Raw genomic sequence first — 22,967 nt, 5'->3', positions numbered from 1 at the left:
ATTGGGGGCGCGTTTCCGGCAGGGAGCCGGAAGCCCCGCCGGAAGGGGGCCGCGTTCGGCCCCGTCAGGTAGGGGAAAATACGGCAATCGACGATTCCGTCAAGCCGCGCGGGTTCGCCCCGCAGCGGCGGACGTCGGGTCCACGAGGTGGAACCACATGCAATCGTTCGTCAATATCAGGGATGTGAACCGGGATATGGACCGGAACCCGAACAGCGCCGCAAGCGCTGGCGCGGCCCGTGGCGGCCGCGGCGGCCTTCGGCTGGTGGCTCTTGCGTTCTGCGTGCTGCTGCTGGGCCTGGCCGGGTGCGCCAAGGCCCCCTACACCGGGCGCAGCCAGTTGATCATGTATTCCGACGCGGACGAGGCCAAGATGGGCCTTGCCGCCATGCAGCAGGTGCTGAAGAAGGAAAAGGAGGTCACCGGCACGCCGGAATCCGCCCGCGTGGAGCGGGTGGGCCGCCGCATTGCCGCCGTGGCTGAACGCCCCCAGTACCGCTGGGAATTTCACACCATAGAGAAGGACGTGGTCAACGCCTTCTGCCTGCCCGGCGGCAAGGTGGCCGTGTATACCGGCCTGCTGGACATCGCCGAGACCGACGCCGAACTGGCCGCCGTGGTGGGGCACGAGGTGGCCCACGCCCTGGCCCGGCACAGCAACGAGAAGATGAGCCGGGCGCGCATGGTGCAGGTGGGCCAGCTGGCCGCCATGGTGGGCGTGGCGGCTGCGGGCGGCTCATCGCAGGCGGCCCAGGCCGTGGGCGACGGTTACGCCGGGGCCATGAACATGGCCGTCATGCTGCCCAACAGCCGCGAGATGGAATACGAGGCCGACCACATCGGGCTTTTGCTCATGGCCAAGGCCGGGTACGACCCGCATGCGGCCATCGAATTCTGGCAGAAGATGCTCAAGCAGTCGGGCGGGCGCAAATCGGACTTCCTGTCCACCCACCCCACCGAGGCCAAGCGCATTGACGCCTTGCGGGGCATGCTGCCCGAGGCCATGCGCCACTACCGCCCGCGCGATGACGGGGCCTCCGGGGGCTCTGGCGGGGGCTCTGGCGGCAAGGCCAGTGGTCCCGGTACCGGCCCTGGTGGACCAGCCCCCGCAGGAAAGTAGCCAACCATACGTCGTTGTTCGGAATGCCAAGGCCCCGTGCATTAGCGCGGGGTCTTGCGCGTGGGCGTGGGCGAACGGGGCCATGGTCGGGAGCTCCGCAGAACGTCGACCCGGTGCGCGGTCTCCATTTCTTGGCCATCCGTCGGCGGCTTGACGCGGTTCCCGCCCAGGCCCCCCGCCCGGCACCGCCGCTTACCGGCCGCGTGTCCGCAACTTGCCGTCATGCAAGGCAGAGTTGCCGTGCTGGCATTCCCCTTGCTTTGTCCTTTGCGCCGCCACTCCGTTCCCCCGGCGGCAGGAGGATTGCGCATGGCCTACGGAAAGAACATCTCCATGGACGCCCTTCAGACATTGGTCGAAGGACGGGCCACCGAAGGTACCCGGCGCGCCGGTTCCGCCCCCAGGGCGGGCCAGCGCGGCACCGCCGACCCGCGTTTTGCCGCATTGCTGGCCAAGGGCGGGGGCGCATCGCCCCTCGGGGGAGTGCTTGCGGGCGGTCTTGGCGGCGGAGCCGCGTCGTCGCCGCAACTGGCGGCCCTGCCCGGCCTGACGGCGGCGGGCGGCCAGACGGAAAACGCCCTGGCTGGTGACGAGCGCGCCTCGCGCGCGGCCATGGACATCGTCAATTCCCGTGCGCTGGCAACCCTGGCCAAGGTCATGGAAGGCGGCGCGGGCGGGCTGGATTCGCTGCGCGGGGCCATGACCTCGCGCAACCTGATGGCCCTTTCCGGCAATCTGGATATGGCGACCTCTGGCATGGGCGGCATGGGCGGCGGAGAGCCCATGGCTGCCGTGGCTGGCGGGCCGGGGCGCGGCGGCGCGCAGGCGGGCGCGGGCAAGGCCGGGCGGCGCGGGCAGGAACGGGCCGACAGGACCGAAAGGGCTGGGCGGCGGGCCGGGGGCGGCGCGGCCGCAACGTCCGCCGCTGAACTTGGCGGGCTTTCGGCGCAGTTCGAGTCGGGCGAAGAAGGCATCGCTGCCGTTGGTTACGACCGGCACGGCGGCACCTCGTACGGCAAGTACCAGATTTCCTCGCGGGCCGGGACCATGGACCGCTTCCTGGACTTCGCGCGGCAGACCGCGCCCGACATCGCCTCGCGCCTGGAGGCGGCCGGGCCCGCCAACACCGGCGGAAAGACCGGCGAAATGCCGCGCGTGTGGCGCGAAATAGCCGAAGAGCAGCCCGATCGGTTCGAGGCCCTGCAAGAGCGGTTCATCCATGAAAGCCACTATGCCCCCGCCTTGCAGGCCGTTAGCCGCGCCGCCGGGCTGAACAAGGGGGCGCTGTCGCCCGCGCTGCGCGAGGTGCTGTGGAGCACCGCCGTGCAGCACGGCCCCGCAGGCGCAACCCGCATCTTTGCCCGCGCCCTGGACAACCTGGCCGAACAGCAGTCCGTGCCGCAGGAAGGCGGGCAGGGCGAGGCCAGCGTGCAGGCGGGCACCGCCAAGGCGGGCCGCAACTTCGAGAAGCAACTCATCCGCGAGGTGTACGCGGTGCGCTCCGGCCAGTTCGGGTCCTCGTCCGAGCGGGTGCAGGCCGCCGTGCAGAACCGCCTGGACCGCGAGATGAAGCTGGCCCTGGCCATGACCGACGGCAAGAACCGGGCGTAGGCGCATACCCTTCGCCCCGTGCGGCAGGTTGGGTCTGGTCCTGCCAGGTCTGTCTGGTTCGGACTGACCCGCGTTGGCGGCGTCAGTCATGTCCGCAGCATCCCGCGACTCGCACTCGCGCGCGATTTTTCGCGCATCCTCCATGGCATTCCGGCCACCTTTGCCGGGTGTCGGTCTTTTGGCGCGTGCGGCGATGCCGTTTCTCCCTGCCGCCTCCCTCTTTTCAGTCCCGGCTGTCCGTATCTGGAACAGGCCGGGCTTTTTGCACTTTCCGTGTCGTTGCGCCGTTGGGGCGAGTGTAGGGCGCGATTTCCGCCGGGCCAACCCTGCCGGGCGGTTGACACCGGGGTTCGCGCCGCATACTCTGCACATATGAACACATGTTCATATGTGCAGGCAGAATCCCCGGCCGGGCAACACGCACGCGCGTTCCGCCGTTTTCCCACGGAGACACGACCATGACCGCCTTCCGCATCGACGACATGGACTGCGCCAACGAGGTGAACATCCTGCGGCGCGAACTGACACCGTTGGTGGGCAACGCCGACCGGCTGGAATTCGACGTGCTCTCCCGCAGCATGCGCGTGAATCTGGATGGCCTTTCGGTGCGCGCCGAAGACGTGGTGGCCGCCGTGGCCCGCACCGGCATGCGCGCCGCGCCCGAGGCCCCCGTCCGCGCCGGGGCAATGCCCCGCCCGGTCCCTTTGGGCAGCCCTGCCCACACACATGACCACACACATGACCACGCGCACGAACAGGTGCATGTGTCCGGCATCGCCCACCGCCCCGCCCAGATTCCGGCCCTGGCCGGATGCTCGTGCTGCGGCGGCGCGTGCGCCACGTCCACGCCCGCGTCTGGCGACGCGCCCGCCGGTCTGTCGACCCTGCTGCCGTGCTGGCTGGTGGAGCTGTGGACCCGCCAGGCCTCGCTGCTGCTGTGCGCGGCGAGCGGGGTGGCCCTTGCGGCGGGCATTGGCGTGGAATGGGCGCGCACGGGGTCGCTGCTGGCCGTGTTCGCGGAATCGGGCGTGCCCCACGCGGCCACGCTGGCCCTGTGGCTGGCGGCGGCGGTGGCGGGCGCGTGGCGGGTGCTGCCGCGCGCGCTGCATTCGGTGCGCACGCTGCGGCCGGACATGAACCTGCTGATGGTCACGGCGGTCATCGGCGCGGCGGCCATCGGCCAATTCTTCGAGGGGGCCTCGGTGGCCTTCCTGTTCGCCGTGGCCAACCAGTTGGAATCGTGGAGCGTTGACCGGGCCCGCTCGGCCATTGCGGCCTTGCTGGACATTTCGCCCTCGCGCGCGCTGCTTCTGGCGCTGCCCGGCGGCCTGCCCGGCCCGCCGATTGAGACCGGCGTGGAAAACGTGCCCGTGGGTTCGCGCATCCTCATCCGCGCGGGCGACCGGGTGCCTCTGGACGGCGAGGTGGCTGCCGGGTCTTCGGACATCGACCAGTCGCCCATCACCGGCGAATCCATGCCCGTGCCCAAGCGCCCCGGCGAGGCCGTGTACGCGGGCACCATCAACGGCGGCGGCGTGCTGGAGGTGCTGACCACCCGCGCCGCGTCGGACACCACCCTCGCCCGCATCCTGCACATGGTGGAAGCGGCCCAGTCGCGCCGCGCCCGCGCCGTGCAATGGGTGGACCGTTTCGCCGCCGTGTACACCCCGGCCATGCTGGCCGTGGCCGCGCTGGTGGCCGTGGCGCCGCCGCTGTTCTTCGGCGGCGCGTGGTCGGCCTGGGTGTACGAGGCGCTGGTGGTGCTGGTCATCGCCTGCCCATGCGCGCTGGTCATCTCCACGCCCGTGTCCATCGTGGCCGGTCTCACCAGCGCGGCCCGCAACGGCGTGCTGATCAAGGGCGGCTCGTTCCTCGAACTGCCCGCCAGCCTCACGGCCATCGCTTTCGACAAGACAGGCACCCTGACCCTGGGCCGCCCGCGCGTGGCCCGCGTGCTGCCCGTGGACGCCCACCCGCTGGTGCGGGACGCGGCGTCCGCATTGCGCATTGCCGCCGCGCTGGAAGCCCCCAGCAGCCATCCGCTGGCGCGGGCCATCGTGCACCATGCCCGGCAGGTGCTGGGGGACGGGCTGGATACTGTCGCCGTGGCCGTGGACCACCGCACCCTGCCCGGCCTGGGGGCCGAAGGCGTGGTGGACGGGGAACGCTGGCGCATCGGCAACCGCCGCTTTTTCGAGCAGGACGGACCGTCCGGCGGTGCCGGGGGCGCGCTGTTGCCCACGGATGCCACCGGGTCAGACGGGCCGGGCCAGGCTGACGCCGCCGGTTCCTCGGTGCTGTTGTGGAACGACGCGGGCCTTGCCGCCGTCATGGAACTGGAGGACGATCTGCGCCCCGACGCATGCACCGTGCTGGACGATCTGCGCGCGGCCGGGCTGCGCCGGGTGGTCATGCTGACCGGCGACAACGCGGCCACCGCCGTCCGCGTGGCCGCCGCCTGCGGCGTCACGGACATCCGGGCGGACCTGCTGCCTGCCGACAAGACCGCCGCCGTGGCCGCGCTGGTGGCCGAAGGCGAACGGGTGGCCATGGTAGGCGACGGCGTCAACGACGCACCCGCGCTGGCCACCGCGCACCTGGGCATCGCCATGGGCGGCATCGGCAGTGACGCGGCCATCGAAACTGCCGACATCACCCTGATGTCCGACGACCTCGGCAAGCTGCCCTGGCTGGTGCGCCATTCGCGCCGCACCCTGGGCGTCATCCGCCAGAACATCGGCTTTGCCCTGGGGCTGAAGGCGCTATTCCTGGGCCTTGCCGTGTTGCAGGTGGCCAGCCTGTGGATGGCCATCGTGGCCGACATCGGCGGCTCGTTCCTGGTGATCATGAACGGCCTGCGCCTGCTGCGGCCCAAGGCGTAGGGGTGGGTGAGGCTGCTGACAAATCCAAAATCTTCCGGGGGAGGGACCCTTTTGCGGCAGCCGTAGGCGAGTCTTCGAGCCGTACGGATGGCGTCCGCAAAGCGTGAAAAGGGTCTCCTCCCCCGGACCCCCGCTCTGCTGTCTTTATCCGTAATGCTCGAAGACTCGCATAACGGCTAAAGCCCCCCCAAAAACTTTTATTTGTGCTTTTCGTGCATTACGAAAATACAGGGTTCCAAGGGGCGGCAGCCGCTCTGCGATCGCCATCCGTAAGGCTCGCAAGCTCGCCCAACGGCTGCCGTCCTTGGCCGCCGGAGGCGTACAAAAACAGGCTTTGTCAACAACCTGACCACCCGCTATTCGGGTGGTTTTGATTTGGGTGGGGGGAAGGGCGGTTCAGGCCGCCACGTCGGCGAAGGCGGCCCCGGTGAGGGCGGCAAGGTCGGCGGGCGCAAGTTCTATTTCCACCCCCCGACGGCCCGCGCTGACGTAGATGGTGGGGTACCCCTGGGCAGAGGCGTCGATGACCGTGGGCAGGCGCTTCTTCTGGCCCAGCGGGCTTACCCCGCCCACCACGTAGCCCGTTACGCGCTCGGCCACGGCCACATCGGCCATGGCGGCCTTCTTGGCCCCCACCACGCGGGCCAGTTGTTTCAGGTCCAACTGGTGCAACACGGGCACCACGGCCACCACCAGCCCGTCGCCAGCGGCCACCACCAGGGTCTTGAACACCCGTGCCGGGTCCACGCCCAGCTTGTCCGCCGCCTCGCGGCCGTAGGATTCCGCCGCCGGGTCGTGCGTGTATTCATGGATGGTGTAGGCGATCTTGGCCTTTTTGGCGCGGTCTATGGCCGGGGTCATGGCTGCTCCCTGCGGATACGGTCGAGACGGTCGAAAGCTGGTCCGGGTCGGCGGGGACGAAGGGTGCCGACACCGCGCCATACCGCCGTTGCGCCCGGCGCGCAACGCCTGCCACGGCTTTGCGCTGGTCAGCGGTTGCTTGCCTTGGCGGGCATGCCTATGTGAGGCGGTACGTCCCTTTTTTTCAGGAGCAGTGCATGAAGCTTTTCCGTCTGATTCTTTTGGCCGCCCTCGCGGTGCTGGCTCTGTCCACCGCCGCCCATGCCTTCTTCGGGTTTGGCGGCAAGTACGAAACCGTGCAGCCGCAAGGAGAAACCATTCGCATCAAGGCCGCCGACATCACCCCCACGGCGAAGTTCTACGCCATCAAGGACGGCGACACCGAAATCCGCTTCTTCGTGGTCAAGGGGCCGGACGGCGCACCCCGCGCCGCGCTGGACGCCTGCGACGTGTGCTGGCGCGAAGGCAAGGGCTACCGCCAGGAAGGGGCCAACATGGTCTGCGAGAATTGCGGCATGGCCTTCAATACCGCGCGCATCAACGAGGTGCGTGGCGGCTGCAACCCGCATCCGTTGGAGCGCACCGTGGATGCGGGCGGCGACCTGCTGCTGCGCGTGGCGGAACTGAAGGCCGGGGCCAAATATTTCGCCACCGCGAAGAAATAACCCACACCGCAGGGACAGCCCTGCGGCCGGGGCGCGCTTTCTGGCCCTGACAAGTCTGGTCAAGGCAGGTCTTGTCGTGGCTGCCCGGCTTTTCCGGCCCGGTTCTCCAGCCCTGCCTGACCGGGCAGCCAGGGACCGGCCACACCGCACTGCAATCCCCCCCGCGAGCACATCATGAACATCCTGACCATTCCGCTGCGCTGCGCCCGCAAGAAGTGGCTGCGCACCCTCTCGCTGTTTTGCATCTTCACCTTGGGGGTGGCTTCCATCGTGGCTCTGCGCGAGGTGTCCGCCGTGGTGGGCGAAAGCCTGGAACGCAAGCTGACCAGCTTTGGCGCCAACATCATGGTCTCCCCGGCGCGCGAAACGCTTACCGTGAGCTACGGCGGCCTGCCCCTGGGCGACCTGCTGCTGGACGAGGGCCATCTGCCCCACGCTGACACCGCCCGGCGCATCCGGTCCATCGAATTCAACGCCAACATCGCGGCCGTGGCTCCCAAGCTGGTGACCATGGCCCGCATCGGCTCGCCCGTGGGCGCGGCCGTGCCCGTGGCCCCGCTGCCGGTGGCGGTGGTGGGCGTGGACTGGTCCGAGGAGCTTTCGCTGAAGGGCTACTGGGCCATCAATGGTTCCACGCCGGGCGGTGCCACTTCCAAAACGCCCGAAGGGGCGCTGGCGGGCCACACCGTGGCCGCCCGGCTGGGCCTTGCGCCGGGCAGCGTGGTGCACGTCAACGGCCACGCGGTGACCATCACCGGGGTCATCGGGGCCACCGGCAGCGACGACGACAACGTGCTGCTGGCCGACATCGGCTTCGTGCAGCGGTCCTTCAACCTGCCGGACAAGGCCAGCTTCGTGGAAGTGGCGGCCCTGTGCGCGGGCTGTCCCATCGACGACATCGTGGCCCAGTTGCGCGCCGCGCTGCCGGGGCAGGACATCAAGGCCCTGCGTCACGTGGTGGAGCAGCGCATGTATTCCGTGCACTTCGCCCAGCATCTGGCGTTGGTGGTCAGCCTGGTCATCCTGCTGACGGCCTGCGCCATGGTGGTCATGTCCATGCTTTCCGCCGTCAACGAGCGACGGCGCGAAATCGGCATCCTGCGGTCGGTGGGTTTCTCGCGCTTCGGGGTGTTCACCGTGTTCGCGTCCGAGGCGCTGCTGGTGGGCGTGGCCGCCGGGCTTGTGGGGCATCTGGCCGGGCACGGCCTGGCCCTGAAGGTGCTGGACCTCCTGCACATGGCCGACGTGGCCCCGCCCGTGTTCAGCCCTGCCGCGCTGGCACTGACGACAGGCGGAATCGCCGCCGTGTCCGTGCTGGCCGCGGCCTTCCCGGCGTGGAAGGCGTCGCGCGTGGAGCCTGCGGCCGCGCTGGTCTCGTTGTAGTCAGCTACCGCTATGGCCCTTGAATCCTCATGGCGGCGACAGGCGACCGTGACCGCGGAGAGCACCGCCCATTTCCATCCCCGCACAGTTCTGTTTGTTGAAGAAGGGCACCGCATGACCACAGACCATACCGCCAGCGCCCCGGCCATCATCGAGGCGCGCGACCTTTGCAAGAGCTATCCGGCCACCGACGGCGGCGCGCCCGCGCCCGTGCTGCGCGGCGTTTCTCTGCGCGTGGCCCCCGGCGAATTCGTGGCCGTGGCGGGCCGTTCCGGCTCGGGCAAGTCCACCCTGCTCAACGTGCTGGCCTCGCTGACCCTGCCGGATGCAGGCACGGTGCTGTTCGACGGGCAGGACATCATCCGCGTGTCCGAGGCCCGGCGCAACCGACTGCGCCACAGCGACTTCGCCGTGATCTTTCAGGCCCACCACCTGATGCCCTACCTGACCGCGCTCGAAAACGTGCTGCTGCCGTTCATGAACGGCCTTGCTCCGGTGCCCGCCGCCATGGCGGCCAAGGGACGCGAAGTGCTGGGCAGGGTGGGGCTTTCCGGCAAGGAAGGATCGCTGCCCGGCGCGCTTTCCGGCGGCGAGCAGCAGCGCGTGGCCATTGCCCGCGCCCTGGTGCGCGACGCCCGCGTGCTGTTCGCCGACGAGCCCACCGGCAGCCTGGACACCGCCACCGGCGAAGCCATCATGGAACTTCTGGCGGAACTGGGCGGCGAGGGGCTGACCACGGTGATGGTCACCCACAACCCGGACTACGCCCGCCGCGCCCACCGCACCCTGGTCATGCGCGACGGACTGATGGTGGACGGGTAGGATTGAAAGGATTGAAGGGTTGCCCGCTGCGGCGGGCAGCGCGAACCCAGCCGGTTTTTGGCGGGGTTTCGCCATTGCGCAATGCGAAGGGGGGCTGCACGCTCCCCTTTTTGTTGCGCGGCGTCAGCCAGTTGCGTGCCCGAAGCGACGGTAACGGAGATCCGTCCGCCATGCGGGTGATGCTGGTGCATGCCGGTATTGCCGCGCCCGCCCCCCCCCGCGAGGCGGCGTCTGCAGCGATGTGCCAGGCAGACTGTTCCCGGTGTGGGCGCTTCCTTTTCGTTCCCCCATGGATGGACGCCGTCACACATTCGGATCGTGCCGCAAGTATGCCGCCCGGGGATGCAACGTGTCTCGTGTTTGTCGTGTGACGCATGGATTAATGTAAAATACTGCTTCGCCGATAGACATTTCATGGAGCAGTGCTGTAACATATGAACTGGTCATGTTTGCATTGCGAGGCATGGAAATATGAATGCCAACTCGCTGGTTGAACAATCAGCGATGAGGGTGTGTCGTGTTCCGGCCATGGTCGTATGGTTGAAGTGTTGTCGCCAAAGGCAGGGGTAGTATGCGGCTGAGTTCCATCAAGCAGAAAATTGCGTTCATGGCTGGGGTGTGCCTCCTGGTGACGGCAGGCATTCTGGTTGCGTACGGGGTGTATTCCGCAGGGCAGACCCAGCAGATGGTATCCGAGCGCGTGGGCACGCTGATGCACCGCAGCGCGGAGGCGAACCTGGAATCCCTTGCGGCGAGCCAGGCCGCCGTGGTGGAAAGCGCCCTGCAGGACAACCTGGACACGGCGCGCACCACGGGCAAGGTCTTCGAGGTGCTGCGGGCCCGGCTGGACAGGGATTCGCTGCGCGACACCTTCAACGCCATCCTGCTGGCCAACCTGGAGAACAACCCCACCTATCTGGGGTCGTATTCCGCGTGGGAACCCAATGCCCTTGACGGCAACGATGCGCGGCATGCTGGCACGGAAGGGCACGACGCCTCCGGTCGCTTCATCCCCTACTGGAACCGCGACCCGTCGGGCAAGATCGCCCGGCAGGCCCTTGTGGAATACGAAAGCCAGGAAAAGCACCCCAACGGCGTGCGCAAGGGCGGCTGGTATCTTGGCCCCAGGGAATCCGGCAAGGAAAGCGTGCTTGATCCGTTTCCGTACATCGTGCAGGGGCAGAAGGACTGGCTGACCACCCTGTCGGTGCCCGTGAAGCAGAACGGCAAGTTCCTGGGCGTGTCCGGTACGGACCTGCGCCTCGGCTTTCTGCAGGAAATGGCCGTGCGGGTGAACAAGGGGTTGTATTCCGGACAGGGAGAGGTGTTCATCCTCAGCTTTGACGGCCTGGTCGTGGCCAACAGCAAGGATGCCCAGACCGTGGGGCAGCCGCTGAAGACCGTGCTGAAGGATGCGGACGAGATCGTCGCCAACATTCAGGCGGGCAAGTCCTATGTCGGCGATGCCGAAGGCGGCAGGCTGATGGTCGCCTATGCGCCCATCAAGCTGGGGCGCACGGGGCGGCCCTGGTCGGTGCTGATCCGCCTGCCCAGCGACGTGGTGCTGGCCGACGCCAACGCCCTGGACAAGGAACTTGCCGCCAGGGCCGCCAGCGGGGCCATGCAGCAGGTGGGCGTGGGCGCGGGCATTGCCCTGCTGGGCATAGTCTTTCTGTGGTTCTTCTCCGGGTCGCTCACACGGCCCTTGCGCATGGCTGCGGACTATGCGGGCCAGGTGGCCTCGGGCGATTTCAGCCGCCAACTCGACATTCGCCAGCATGACGAAATAGGCACGCTGGCGGATGCCTTGCGGACCATGGTGCAGAACCTGCAAACCATGATCGGCGAGGCGCAGGCCAAGGGCGAGGAAGCCCGCCGCGAAACGGAGAACGCGCGCAAGGCCATGGAGGAAGCCCACGAGGCCAAGGCCAGGGCCGAGAACGCCAGGGCCGAGGGCATGATGCAGGCCGCCGTGCAGTTGGAGCAGGTCGTCGAGGTCGTCAGCAGCGCCAGCGACCAGCTTTCCGCGCAGGTGGCGCAGTCCAGCAGCGGGGCCGAGCGCCAGGCGGTGCGCGTGGGCGAAACGGCCACGGCCATGGAAGAAATGAACTCCTCTGTGCTGGAGGTGGCCCGCAATGCCGGTCGTGCTTCCGATTCTGCCGCCGGAGCCAGCAAGAAGGCCGAGGAAGGCCGCCGGATCGTCGATCAGGTGGTGGCCGGGATAGGGACCATGCAGCAGGTTTCCGTTGAAATGAAGACGGACATGCAGGCCCTTGGCACGCAGGCCGAAGGCATTGGCCAGATCATGAACGTGATCAGCGACATTGCTGACCAGACCAACCTGCTGGCGCTGAACGCGGCCATCGAGGCGGCACGGGCGGGTGATGCCGGGCGCGGATTCGCCGTGGTGGCCGACGAGGTGCGCAAGCTGGCGGAAAAGACCATGAACGCCACCCGCGAGGTGGGCGATGCCGTGGGCGGCATCCAGCGCGGCACCCGCAAGAACCTGGAGAACGTCCAGCGCGCCGTGACCACGGTGGAAGAGGCCACGACCCTGGCGAACCGTTCCGGCGACGCCCTTGCGGAGATCGTGCAGCTTATCGGCACCGCCGCCGACCAGGTGCACAGCATCGCCACCGCCAGCGAGGAACAGTCGGCCACCAGTGAGCAGATCAATCGCTCGGTGGAAGAGGTCAACCGTATCAGCGCCGATACCGCCAACGCCATGCAGCAGTCGGCACGGGCCGTGGCGGAACTTGCCGTACAGACGCAGAACCTGCGCGCCCTGATCGACAAGATGAAGTCGGGCGGCTAGGCGCGGCGCTTCGCCAGGCTGCGTGCCGGAAGCCCGCCGCTAGGCCGGGCTGCATGAACAACAAGAAAAACGGGGGGTACGTCTGGGCGTACCCCCCGCGTGCAATTGCAGGCAAACATGTGTGGCCGCGTCAGGCATCCGGCACGTGGCCGTCTGCCCGTCACACTGACCACGCCATGGACGGAAAGGCTACTTGAAGCGCGAGCGGGCCGAGCTGAAGGCTGCCTCCACGGCATCCCATGCCAGTTCCAGCCCGGCCTTCATGTCCTTCCAGGCGTGTTCGCCAGCGTGCTGCAATTCGTCCAGCTTGCGCTTGGCCTCTTCGCGCTTGTGGCGCAGATCGGCGATCTGCTCGTGGTATTCCACCTTCGCTTCCGCCTTGGCCAGCGCGGCCTGCACTTCCAGCTTCTCGAGCTGGGCCTTCCACAGTTCGAGCTTGTCGCGAAGGGTGCGGATGTACTCTTCCCTGGTGTTGGGCATGGTCTGCACTCCCGTGGCTGGAGGTTGGGGGGGCCGGAGTGTCCGGCATCCGCGCGGCCCCATGCCGCGCCTTCACATGATGATGTAGGCATTTGCACGGGCCGCGTCCAGCCCGGGGCGGGAGGAAGGCCGGAATTCACTTTCCGCATTCCGCCGTAATGCCAGGCGCTATGTGTCGCCTTTGCCCGCATGGCAAAACCGCCCGCCGCGTATGCTCGCGGCGGGCGGTCATTTTTCGGCATGTCTCCCGAAATCCTAGCAGGACAGGGGAAACGGTGGGCTTCATGCCCCGCGTTGCCGTTGCGCTCCGGTTGCGGCCGGGGCGGGGCAACGCGATGCGGTTGGCAGTTTGTTGCAGGTGTTTCCCTTCCGTTCCCGAAGGTTAGCCTGCGTGGTCGAAGCCAGCCTGCAACGCCTCCGCGTTTTTCGGAATCAGATGGCTGTAGTGGGCGGAGATGACGCTGGTCAGGCTCTTCTTCACCACTTCCAGGTCCACCACGCCGGTGGCCCGCACGTAGGCGCCAAGGGCTACCATGTTGGCCATCTTGGTGTTGCCCAGCTTGTCGGCGATGTCGTTGGCGGGCACGGCCACCGTGCGCACGCGCGCCTCGGCCTGCGCTGCGTCCACCAGAGAGGTGTTCAGCACCTGCACCCCGCCATCCTCCAGCCGGGGCTGGAACTTGTCCAGCGAGGGCTGGTTCATGACGATGAGGCTTTTCGGCCGCTGGATGATGGGCGAGCCGATGTCCTCGTCCGACACCACCACCGTGCAGTTGGCGGTGCCGCCGCGCATTTCCGGCCCGTACACGGGAATGTATGTCACGTTCAGCCCGGCGTTCATGCCCGCGTAGGCCAGCAGGTTGCCGATCAGCATCACGCCCTGGCCGCCGAAACCGGCCATGATCACGTCCTGGTAGAGCGCCATCAGCACACCCCCTCGCCTTCGGTCACGTCCTTGTACACCCCCAGCGGAAAGTAGGGGATCATCTCCTCGCGGATGCGGGTGTTGGCCTTTACCGCGTCCATGCGCCAGTTGGTGGGGCAGCCGGACAGCAGTTCGACGAAGCCGAAGCCCAGCCCCTGCTGCTGCACGTCGAAGGCCTTGCGCACGGCCTTCTTGGCGGCGCGGATGTTCTTGACGCTGTCCAGCGAGGCGCGGGCGGAATAGGCCACGCCGCCAAGCCCGGCGATGATTTCGGCCATGCGGATGGGCATGCCCTCGCGGTCGCGGCAGCGGCCGCCGGGGCAGGTGGTGGTCTTTTGGCCGATGAGGGTGGTGGGGGCCATCTGGCCGCCGGTCATGCCGTAGACCGTGTTGTTCACGAACACGATGGTGATGCGCTCGCCCCGGTTGGCGGCGTGCATCACTTCGGCAAGGCCGATGGACGCGAGGTCGCCGTCACCCTGGTAGGTGAACACGATCTTGTCCATGCGCCCGCGCTTGACGCCGGTGGCCACGGCCGGGGCGCGCCCGTGCGGGGCCTCCACCGAATCCACGTCCAGGTAGTTGTAGATGAACACCGAACAGCCGATGGAAGCCACGCAGATGGTGTCGTCCACCACGCCCATTTCCTCCAGCACTTCGGCCACCAGGCGGTGGGCGATGCCGTGGTGGCAGCCGGGGCAGTAGTGGGTGGCGCGGTCCACCAGCACGTCGGGAACCTCGAAGGCCATCTGCTCGTCGTCGGCGAGCGCCAGTCTTTCGTCAGCCTGCATCACTTGCCCCCCATGGCGTCCAGAATGGGCGCGAGGAAATCGTCCGAACCGGGCATCTCGCCCGGCATGTGCCCGTAGAAGGCCGAATCCACGATGCCGCGAATGGAAAGCCGCACGTCCTCCACCATCTGGCCGCAGTTGTGCTCGATGGTCAGGAAGCGCTTTCCCTGTTCCGCCAGGCCGCGCAGCAGCGGGCCGGGGAAGGGGAACAGCGTCTGCGGCCGCACCAGGCCCACCTTGTGCCCCTGGCCGCGCAGCTTGCGGATGGCGGACTTTGCGATGCGCCCGATGGAGCCGTAGGCCACCACGATGAGTTCGGCGTCTTCGGTCAGGAAGCTTTCGGCCTTGGCCTCGGCCTGCATGGCCGCGTACTTGGCCTGCAGGTGGCGGTTCTGCCCGGCCAGGGCGCCGTCTTCGAGGAACAGCGACTTCAGCAGGCGCGGCTTGCGGCCCTTGGCCCCTTCCAGCCGCCAGTCTGCGGCTTCGGTGCCTTCAACGGCGGCGGGCTTCCACGGGGTCACCGGTTCCTTCATCTGGCCCACGATGGCGTCGCCCAGCACCATGACCGGGTTGCGGTACTTGAAGGCCAGGTCGAAGGCCTGCACCATCATGTCGTAGCATTCCTGGCAGGTGGCCGGGGCCAGCACCAGCAGCTTGTAGTCGCCGTGGCCGCCGCCCTTCACCGACTGAAAGTAGTCGCCCTGCGAGGGGCCGATGTCGCCAAGGCCCGGCCCGCCACGGTTCATGTTCACGATGACGCCGGGCAGTTCGCTGCCCGCCATGTACGAAATGGCTTCCTGCATCAGCGAGATGCCGGGGCTGGACGACGAGGTCAGCGCGCGGATGCCCGCGGCGGCGGCGCCCAGCAGCATGTTGGCCGATGCCACCTCGCTTTCCGCCTGCACGAATTCCCCGCCCGCGTCGGGCAGGGCGTAGGACATCATTTCCGGAATGTCGTTCTGCGGGGTGATGGGGTAGCCGAAGTAGCAGCGGCAGCCAGCGGCCAGCGCGCCGTGGGCGATGGCCTCGTTGCCCTTGATGAAGATGCGTTCCGGCGTGCCCGTGTCGGTTGTGTTGTGCGGCATGGGGCTACTCCTTCCCGGCCTTCTTGGCCTTGCGCGACTTGATGACGCGGATGGCGACGTCCGGGCAGATCAGCGCACACGAGGCGCAGCCCGTACAGTCCTTCATGGCATCCGCCGGAACCTCGGCGACCTTGTAGCCCTGCCTGTTGAAGCGCGAGGACTGCACGATGATGCCCTTGGGGCACACCGTGGTGCACAACAGGCACCCCTTGCAGCGCTCGTCCAGAAATACGACCCGTGACATGAAACCGTCCTTTGGGATGGAGGTTCGTAAGGCGTGTGGATGTGTGTGCGTTGTCCGCGTGACACGCGGAGCCCGCCGGGCCTGGAGGTGCGGCAGCACTCCGTCCGGCCCGCGCGGGCTTCTACCTATAGGACAAGTCGCGCAGCTTTTCAAAGTGGCGTGCTGGCGGTGCGCCGTGGCCGCCGCGCTGGCGGTCGCAAGGGGCGGCGCACTGCGCAACCCCCTGTCACAACAGCAACATGGCGTCGCCGTAGGAAAAGAACCGGTAGCCTCGCGCCACCGCCTCTTCGTAGGCCGCCAGTACCCGCCCGCGCCCGGCGAAGGCCGAAACCAGCATCAGCAGCGACGATTCCGGCAGGTGGAAATTGGTGATGATGTGGTCCGCCACGGTGAACCGGTAGCCGGGCTTGATGAAGATGTCCGTCCAGCCGGTGAAGGCGCGCACCTCGCCGCAGGCGCGCACCGTCCCCTCCAGGGTGCGGGTGGAGGTGGTTCCCACGGTGACCACCGGCCTGCCTTCCGCCTTGGCCTTGCGGATGGCGGCGGCGGTGGCTTCGCTTACCTCAATGTATTCGCGGTGCATGGCGTGCTGGCGTATGTCCGCGCAGCGCACCGGGCTGAAGGTGCCGTAGCCCACGTACAGGGTAACTTCCGCCCATTGCCGGTCCGTGGCGGCAAGGCGATCGCGCAGTCTGTCCGTGAAGTGCAGCCCGGCCGTGGGTGCGGCCACGGACCCCAGGCGGGCGTCGTCGGCATACACGGTCTGGTAGCGGTCGCGGTCTTCCGGCGCGTCTTCCGTCTGGGCGGTGTTCTCGCGCCGGATGTACGGCGGCAGGGGCAGGTGCCCCTGCTCCAGGAACAGCCCGCGCAGGTCGCCCCGCCAGTGCAGGCGCACCGCGCTGCGGCCGAAATCGCCGGGCTGGACCACCTCGACCCTGATGTGGGGCCCGAAATCCATGACGTCGCCGGGGCGGATCTTCTTGGAGGCGCGCAACAGGCCTTCCGCAGGCACGGAGCGCCATCCGTCCGCGTCGTCGCGCACGCCGTCGCGCCCCGCGGAGGCGTGGGGCAGTTCCTCCAGCAGGGGCAGGGGGGTCAGCAGCAGGAATTCCACCTTGCCGCCGGTGGGGCGCACACCCAGCAGGCGCGCGGGCAACACCTTGGAATTGTTGGCTACCAGCAGACAGCCTTCCGGCAGATGGTCGCACAGGTCCGCGAAACGGGCGTGGGTCAGCGTGCCTGCGCTCCGATCAAGCACCAGCAGGCGGGAACCGCCCCGTTCCGGCGACGGATGCTGGGCGATCTGCGCTTCCGGCAGGTGGAAGCGGTAGGATTCCAGCCGGTCATCCTCGGGGACGGAGTCGGCCACGTTCGTGGTATCTTGCGTGGTGTGTTTCGGTTCGTGTGCGGTGTTGCCCATCGTCTCATCCATGCTCATAGTGTGCCCGTGGGGCGTTATCGGCGCGGTGCGCGCCGTTTGCAGTCCGGCACGACATCCGCTAGTGTCGGCGCAGTTTTCGCGGTGGGCGCATGCCCCCGCACGGCCCGTGTGCGGGCCGCAACGATACACCCGAACGTCACCTCACGACCGCCAGCATCCCGGCCGGACGCAGCGCAGGCCCGCCTTGCGGCGCGCGCCGCCCGTCCGCACCATCAGCACAGGAGAATCCCATGCGCAAGCTCGTCATGGCCGCCGCCCTTTCCGCCACCCTGCTCACCGTGCAGGGCTGCTCCTCCACGTCCATCCCGAACCCCTTCGAGCCTGCCCCGCCCGCCAACGTGAACGAGGTGTACTTCGGCGAGTTCCGCGACGTGCCCGTGCCCAGCGACATGAGCGAACAGACCAAGTATACGGCCGTTTCGCAGAACGCCGACGGCTCCAAGAGCGGCACCCAGGTGTTCGAGGGCCGCATCGACCGGCAGTCGCTGGTCAACGCCATGATCCATAACATGACCCGCCAGGGCTGGGCCCTGCGGTCGGTGTTCCGTGGCCAGCGTAGCGTGCTGCTGTTCGAGAAGGGCGACCGCAACGCCATCATCGGCATCACCGACGGTCAGGCATATTCCACCATGGAAGTGTGGGTCACCCAGCGCCTGGCCGATGGCGCGGGCGTATCGTCCGGCGCGGGCACCGCGTCTGAGGGCACCTACCCCACCGGTAATTTTTCGGTTGCTCCCAACGCGCCGGTTCCCTCGGGCTCCGGCGGCGGCGTGAAGGAACAGGGGCTTTCGCAGTAGTCCGTCCGGCGTCCGCTGTCCAGTGGCGCGCAATGCGCCGCGCCCAACGGGTGCCCGGCGCATTGCCGGGCATCATGCCGCCCCCCTGTGCCGGGCTTGGCGTCGATTTTCGACGATCCCCCCCGGAGCTTCACCCCGGAGTACCAGGGAGTACGCCTGGAGTACGTATGGACGCGCATCTCGCCTTTACCCGCTTCACCGGCCGCAGGCTCCACCTTGGGGTCTGCGGCTCCATCGCGGCCTACAAGGCCCCCGACTTCGTGCGCATGTGGCGCGACGCTGGCATGGATGTGGGCGTCACCCTTACCGATGCCGCCCGCCGTTTCATCGCCCCGCTGACCTTCGCGGCGCTGGGGGCATCCCCGGTGTTCACCACCATGTTCGCGGCCGGGCACCCCGGTGACGGCGCATCACCCCATTCAGCCGACGACGACGTGTTCGGGCACCTCATGCCCGGCCAGTCGGCACACGCCTTCGTCATCGCCCCGGCCAGCGCATCCACTCTGGCCCGGCTGGCGCATGGCCTTGCCGACGACATGCTGTCGGCCCAGGCGCTGGCGTACCCCGGCCCGCTGGTCATCGCCCCGGCCATGAACCCCAAGATGTGGTCCAACCCCGCCACGCAGGACAACCTGGACGTGTTGCGCCGCCGTGGTCATGTGGTGGTGGAGCCCGGCTGCGGGCGCACCGCGTGCATGGAGGAAGGGCAGGGCAGGCTGGCCGACCCGCGCGACATTTACCTGCACGCGCTGCGGGCCGCATCCCCGCAGGACATGCAGGGCAGGCGCGTGCTGGTCACCCTTGGACCCACCCGTGAACAATGGGACGGCGTGCGCTACTGGACCAACCCTTCCAGCGGTGTCATGGGCGCGTCCGTGGCCGTGGCCCTGTGGCTGCGCGGAGCCGATGTGCACGCTGTGTGCGGCCCCGGCACGCCGTGGCTGCCCGCCGCCATCACCCGGCACGACGTCACCAGCGCCCGCCAGATGTTCGAGGCCGCCGACGGCCTGTGGGACAGCATGGACGCAGGCGTGTTCACCGCAGCCGTGGCAGATTTCAGTCCTGCACCCCGTGGCCCGGAAAAATTCAAGAAGGCAGACGCCCAGGATGGGTTCAGCGTGGACTTCACCCCCAACCCGGACATTCTGGCCACCTTGGGCCAGCGCAAGCGCGGCGGGCAGAAGGTGGTTGGGTTTGCCGCCGAAACATCCGGCCTTGCGCAAAGCATGGCCCGCAAGCTGGCCGCCAAGAACGCGGACATGATCGTGGGCAATCTGGTGGGCGGCGCGGATGCCGGTTTCGGCTCAGCAACCAACCGCGTAACCGTGCTGGCGGCGGGCCGCGACGCGGAGGAATGGCCCGTGCTGCCCAAGCCCGACGTGGCATGGAGGATCGTGGATTGGCTCGTCCGCCTTTAGGCCTGCTGGAAACCCTGCGCCCCTGGCACGGGGCCGGTCTGCTGCACGTGTTGCTGCCCGAAGGGCAGGGTGCGTCCGATGCCCCTGCCGCCCCCGGTGCCGATGGGGCGCAATCGCCTGTCGGTCACGATGGTTCCGATGTTCCCGACATGCGCGGCTTCCCTGCCGCATGCGAAGCGCCCGACGGGCTGCGTGACGGACTGCCCGCACGAAATGCCGGGCATGCCGGATCTGTCGATCGGGCTGGCTACGGGTCCGGCGCCGATCCTTCCTTCGATCCCGATGCCTACGATATTCCGCCAGACCCCATGCACGACGAGGCACAGGCTGGCGGGTTCCCTGCTTCGGCGGCGCGTCTCGGCGCGCCGGGCGGCGGGCAACCCGGTTTTGGCCCTCTTCCACCCCCCCGTGCGGCGCACCGCCCTGCCGTCGCATTGGCGGAATCGGCTCCGCCAGCGCCCACCGGCCCCTCGGCCAGCCCCTTGCCGCTCCAGCAATGGCCCACGCAGTGGCGCGACCTGTTCGCCAGAACACCGCAACCGGCGCCCGTCCTGTGGACGTACTGGGCGCTGGGGTTGGACCTTTCCGGCTGCGCCGACGCGGCCCGCCGCGACACCCTGCGCCGCATCCTGGGGGCGCTGCAACAGCCCAAGGGCAGCAATGCCTTCTGGCCCGTGGCCATGCCCGATACGCCAGCGGCCTCTTTGCCGGCGGATGCCGAATCCGCGCCCGACGCCCCAAATGACGCCCCGAATATAGGCCCGGACGTTGTCGCGGACACCGCGCTTTTCCTGGCCGGGCTCGAGCGCATTGCGCCGCGCCTGGTGGTGGTCATGGGGTCCAAGGCGCTGCGCGCCTTCGCGCCCGACCTTCGCGCCCGGCCCTACCAACAGATACCGTGGCGTGGCAGGCTGCTCATCGTTCTGCCGGACATGGACAACCTGATCGCCGCTCCGGCCACCGTTGAGGCGGTCATCGCTTACCTGCGCACGGCCCTCAAGCCCGCAACGCGGTAACACTACCCTTTGCCCCGCCTTTTCCGCCACCTTGCGTGCGCGGCGTTCTTGACGTGCCGACGGTGTTTCTGCCCCACCGTGGCGCTTCCCCGTTCCTTTCCCACCCTCTTGTGTTATGTTTTCCACATATGGCTCGCGACAGGCTTCAGGTCGGCGGATGATCCGCCGTTGTTCAGGCCCGTCACGCCAGGGGAGGTCCCATGTTCGAGTTCATTCCGGTCGCTGCCGTCGTCGTGCTTCTGGTGGTGGCGTCGCTCAAGGTGCTCAACGAATATGAGCGGGCGGTCATCTTTCGCCTGGGGCGCATCATCCGTCCCAAGGGCCCCGGCCTGATCATCGTCATACCGGTGATCGACCGCATGGTGCGGGTGGGCATGCGCGTGCTGACCATGGACGTGCCCAACCAGGACGTCATCACCCGCGACAACGTATCCATCCAGGTCAATGCCGTGGTCTATTTCCGCGTGGTGGACCCGGTGAAGGCCATCAACGAGGTGGAAGACTATTTGTACGCCACCTCGCAGTTGGCCCAGACCACCCTGCGCAGCGTATGCGGCGGGGTGGAGCTGGACGACCTGCTGGCCCACCGCGACAAGGTCAACGAGGACATCAAGTCACTGCTCGATACCCAGACCGAGGCCTGGGGCATTGCCGTGCAGTCGGTGGAACTGAAGCACATCGACCTGCCCCAGGAAATGCAGCGCGCCATGGCCAAGCAGGCCGAGGCCGAGCGTGAACGCCGCGCCAAGGTCATCAGCGCCGAGGGCGAATTCCAGGCGGCAGACAAGCTGGCCCAGGCGGCGGCCATCATCGCCGCCCACCCGGAGGCGCTGCAGTTGCGCTACCTGCAGACCATTCGCGAGATGGCGGCGGAAAGTTCGTCCACCGTGCTGCCGGTGCCCCTGGACCTGCTGCGGGGGCTGCTGCCGCGTGACGGTGGAAAGGGGTAGGCCGGGCCTGTTCCCAAGGGGGGGCGGGCAGGGCGGGATGGCCAAGCCTTGGTCTGGTTCCGCGCCGCCCGTCTTTTCCTTGTCGCCGACTTCCGCTAGTGTCGCCAGCGGCGCGTCCGAGGCAACGTGCCGCACGCGGATTTGCGCGCGGGCTTGAGTTGACGCGCCCTATTTCGCACTCACCACATAACGCCAGCACAGGACCCCCAGCATGCATATTCTCGTCACCGGCGCGGCCGGGTTCATCGGCTTTCACCTTTCCCGGCGTTTTCTGGAAGCCGGACACACCGTCGTCGGTCTGGACTGCCTGAACGACTACTATGACGTCCAACTCAAGAAGGATCGTCTGAAGGAGCTTGAACCCTACGCCGGTTTCACCTTCGCGCACATGGACATGGCCGACGACGCGGCCATGGACGGCTTGTTCGAGAAGCAGCGCTTCACCCACGTGGTCAATCTGGCCGCACAGGCGGGCGTGCGCTACTCGCTCAAGAACCCCCGTTCGTACATCCAGTCCAACCTGGTGGGCTTCGGCAACATTCTGGAAGGCTGCCGCCACAACGGCGTGCAGCACCTGGTCTACGCTTCGTCCAGCTCGGTCTACGGGCTGAACACGGCCATGCCGTTCAGCGTGCACCACAACGTGGATCACCCCATCAGCCTGTATGCCGCCTCCAAGAAGGCCAACGAGCTGATGGCCCACACCTACAGCCACCTGTACAGGCTGCCCACCACCGGCTTGCGCTTCTTCACCGTGTACGGCCCGTGGGGCAGGCCCGACATGGCCCTGTACCTGTTCACCAAGGCCATTCTGGAAGGCAAGCCCATCAACGTGTTCAATGAAGGCCGCATGCGCCGGGACTTCACCTACATCGACGACATCGTGGAGGGCGTTGTGCGCGTGACCGAGCGCACCCCCCAGCCCAATCCGGAATGGCGCGGTGATGCCCCGGACCCTTCCACCAGCCCGGCCCCTTACCGCATCTACAACATCGGCAACAACAACGCCGTCGAGCTTGGCCGGTTCATCGAAATTCTGGAAGACGCCCTGGGCCGCAAGGCGGTGCGCAACCTGATGCCCATGCAGCCCGGCGACGTGGAGGCCACCTATGCCGACGTGGACGACCTGATCCGCGACACCGGCTTCAAGCCCCATACCCCGCTTGAGAAGGGTGTTGGCGAGTTCGTGCGCTGGTTCCGCGACTACTACAAGGTCTAGACTTCCGCCCCTGCATTCACGCTGGGCTCATTCAAGCGGGCGGGCCGCATTGCTATCTTCTCAACCGGCCATCATTCTTGCGGATGATGGCCGGTTGTTTCATGTGAAACTTTATATCTGCCTGTAATGGCTCTGGGTTGACTCCAGTGGTGCTCGTGCGCGGCAATTTTCCGCAATGCGTTGGGCTTGGCGTCGTTCGGGAGGGCGTTGGCGGTGGCGTTGGCGGGGCTCCACGCAGAGCGATACGTGAAGGGCGTTCGCGCAGTGATGTTTTCTGAAGAGTCCCGGTGGATAATCCGGCCAGACGTTTCCGTCCGGTTGGTCACTGTCTGACCGCGAAGGCCACGCGTGCCCTTTGTCGCGCTGCTTTTGCTCTATCGTGTTGCAATTCCAGCCAAGTGTTGCCTTACGACACGGCCGAATGTCAGTTTCAGGCGTGCTG

Annotated in this window: 19 protein-coding genes; 12 read left to right on the top strand and 7 right to left on the bottom strand. The window is 67.6% G+C overall.

The features are described 5' to 3' along the window. Positions 1 to 157 precede the first annotated feature (157 nt). The 3 genes from RVX_RS17190 to RVX_RS17180 all read left to right on the top strand — a co-directional run bounded on the left by RVX_RS17190 (position 158) and on the right by RVX_RS17180 (position 5,613). Complete coding sequence (locus tag RVX_RS17190) at positions 158 to 1,120, top strand: M48 family metallopeptidase (RefSeq protein WP_116307393.1); 963 nt, start codon at positions 158 to 160, stop codon at positions 1,118 to 1,120. Positions 1,121 to 1,429: 309 nt separating this feature from the next. Continuing rightward, positions 1,430 to 2,731 carry a hypothetical protein gene (locus RVX_RS17185; RefSeq protein WP_116307395.1) on the top strand — a complete coding sequence of 434 codons (1,302 nt, stop codon included), beginning with the start codon at positions 1,430 to 1,432 and terminating at the stop codon, positions 2,729 to 2,731. Positions 2,732 to 3,189: 458 nt separating this feature from the next. Continuing rightward, complete coding sequence (locus tag RVX_RS17180; protein ID WP_116307397.1) at positions 3,190 to 5,613, top strand: heavy metal translocating P-type ATPase; 2,424 nt, start codon at positions 3,190 to 3,192, stop codon at positions 5,611 to 5,613. Between the two features lie 396 nt (positions 5,614 to 6,009). Here the strand turns inward: RVX_RS17180 and ybaK are convergent, their stop codons facing one another. Then, the gene (gene ybaK / locus RVX_RS17175) at positions 6,010 to 6,474 is read right to left on the bottom strand and encodes a Cys-tRNA(Pro) deacylase (RefSeq protein WP_116307399.1); all 465 of its coding nucleotides are present in this window, start codon (positions 6,472 to 6,474) and stop codon (positions 6,010 to 6,012) included. 197 nt (positions 6,475 to 6,671) lie between these two features. On the opposite strand from ybaK, the gene RVX_RS17170 reads away from it, so the two are divergent. The 4 genes from RVX_RS17170 to RVX_RS17155 all read left to right on the top strand — a co-directional run bounded on the left by RVX_RS17170 (position 6,672) and on the right by RVX_RS17155 (position 12,159). Next, positions 6,672 to 7,139, top strand: coding sequence for a DUF2318 domain-containing protein (locus RVX_RS17170; protein WP_116307400.1), 468 nt, complete (start codon positions 6,672 to 6,674; stop codon positions 7,137 to 7,139). Positions 7,140 to 7,313: 174 nt separating this feature from the next. Further along, entirely contained in the window at positions 7,314 to 8,522 is a 1,209-nt protein-coding gene (locus RVX_RS17165) for an ABC transporter permease (RefSeq protein WP_116307403.1), read from the top strand. Positions 8,523 to 8,636: 114 nt separating this feature from the next. Beyond that, positions 8,637 to 9,344 carry an ABC transporter ATP-binding protein gene (locus tag RVX_RS17160; protein WP_116307404.1) on the top strand — a complete coding sequence of 236 codons (708 nt, stop codon included), beginning with the start codon at positions 8,637 to 8,639 and terminating at the stop codon, positions 9,342 to 9,344. 607 nt (positions 9,345 to 9,951) lie between these two features. Next, on the top strand, positions 9,952 to 12,159 hold the full coding sequence (locus RVX_RS17155) for a methyl-accepting chemotaxis protein (RefSeq protein ID WP_371682113.1): 2,208 nt from the start codon (positions 9,952 to 9,954) through the stop codon (positions 12,157 to 12,159). A 189-nt stretch (positions 12,160 to 12,348) separates the two neighbouring features. On the opposite strand, the gene RVX_RS17150 is transcribed toward RVX_RS17155, so the two are convergent. From RVX_RS17150 to queA, 6 genes are all read right to left on the bottom strand, one after another. Next, the gene (locus RVX_RS17150) at positions 12,349 to 12,639 is read right to left on the bottom strand and encodes a hypothetical protein (RefSeq protein ID WP_116307408.1); all 291 of its coding nucleotides are present in this window, start codon (positions 12,637 to 12,639) and stop codon (positions 12,349 to 12,351) included. Between the two features lie 382 nt (positions 12,640 to 13,021). Continuing rightward, positions 13,022 to 13,564, bottom strand: a complete 543-nt coding sequence (locus RVX_RS17145) for a 2-oxoacid:acceptor oxidoreductase family protein (protein ID WP_116307832.1) — start codon at positions 13,562 to 13,564, stop codon at positions 13,022 to 13,024. Continuing rightward, on the bottom strand, positions 13,564 to 14,355 hold the full coding sequence (locus RVX_RS17140) for a thiamine pyrophosphate-dependent enzyme (RefSeq protein WP_116307410.1): 792 nt from the start codon (positions 14,353 to 14,355) through the stop codon (positions 13,564 to 13,566). The genes RVX_RS17145 and RVX_RS17140 overlap by 1 nt, the downstream gene beginning before the upstream one ends. Beyond that, entirely contained in the window at positions 14,355 to 15,440 is a 1,086-nt protein-coding gene (locus RVX_RS17135) for a 3-methyl-2-oxobutanoate dehydrogenase subunit VorB (protein WP_116307412.1), read from the bottom strand. Before RVX_RS17135 ends, RVX_RS17140 begins: the two co-directional genes overlap by 1 nt. 4 nt (positions 15,441 to 15,444) lie before the next feature. Beyond that, entirely contained in the window at positions 15,445 to 15,684 is a 240-nt protein-coding gene (locus RVX_RS17130) for a 4Fe-4S binding protein (RefSeq protein ID WP_007525344.1), read from the bottom strand. Between the two features lie 226 nt (positions 15,685 to 15,910). Further along, positions 15,911 to 17,104 carry a tRNA preQ1(34) S-adenosylmethionine ribosyltransferase-isomerase QueA gene (gene queA, locus RVX_RS17125; RefSeq protein WP_116307414.1) on the bottom strand — a complete coding sequence of 398 codons (1,194 nt, stop codon included), beginning with the start codon at positions 17,102 to 17,104 and terminating at the stop codon, positions 15,911 to 15,913. Between the two features lie 251 nt (positions 17,105 to 17,355). Between queA and RVX_RS17120 the strand changes: the two genes are divergently transcribed. The 5 genes from RVX_RS17120 to RVX_RS17100 all read left to right on the top strand — a co-directional run bounded on the left by RVX_RS17120 (position 17,356) and on the right by RVX_RS17100 (position 22,525). Beyond that, entirely contained in the window at positions 17,356 to 17,922 is a 567-nt protein-coding gene (locus tag RVX_RS17120; RefSeq protein WP_116307417.1) for a hypothetical protein, read from the top strand. Between the two features lie 167 nt (positions 17,923 to 18,089). Continuing rightward, entirely contained in the window at positions 18,090 to 19,340 is a 1,251-nt protein-coding gene (gene coaBC, locus RVX_RS17115; RefSeq protein ID WP_116307419.1) for a bifunctional phosphopantothenoylcysteine decarboxylase/phosphopantothenate--cysteine ligase CoaBC, read from the top strand. Further along, positions 19,322 to 20,356 (top strand): hypothetical protein, encoded by a 1,035-nt coding sequence (locus tag RVX_RS17110; RefSeq protein ID WP_116307421.1) that lies wholly within the window; start codon positions 19,322 to 19,324, stop codon positions 20,354 to 20,356. The genes coaBC and RVX_RS17110 overlap by 19 nt, the downstream gene beginning before the upstream one ends. A gap of 200 nt (positions 20,357 to 20,556) precedes the next feature. Continuing rightward, positions 20,557 to 21,306 (top strand): slipin family protein, encoded by a 750-nt coding sequence (locus tag RVX_RS17105; protein ID WP_116307423.1) that lies wholly within the window; start codon positions 20,557 to 20,559, stop codon positions 21,304 to 21,306. Positions 21,307 to 21,517: 211 nt separating this feature from the next. Further along, the gene (locus tag RVX_RS17100; RefSeq protein ID WP_116307426.1) at positions 21,518 to 22,525 is read left to right on the top strand and encodes an NAD-dependent epimerase; all 1,008 of its coding nucleotides are present in this window, start codon (positions 21,518 to 21,520) and stop codon (positions 22,523 to 22,525) included. Positions 22,526 to 22,967 lie beyond the last annotated feature (442 nt).

The sequence above is a fragment of the Nitratidesulfovibrio sp. HK-II genome (genome assembly GCF_003402415.2).
Lineage (GTDB): Bacteria > Desulfobacterota > Desulfovibrionia > Desulfovibrionales > Desulfovibrionaceae > Cupidesulfovibrio.
Note: the sequence above shows the minus strand (reverse complement) of the source record. Positions and strands in the feature narration are given on the sequence as shown.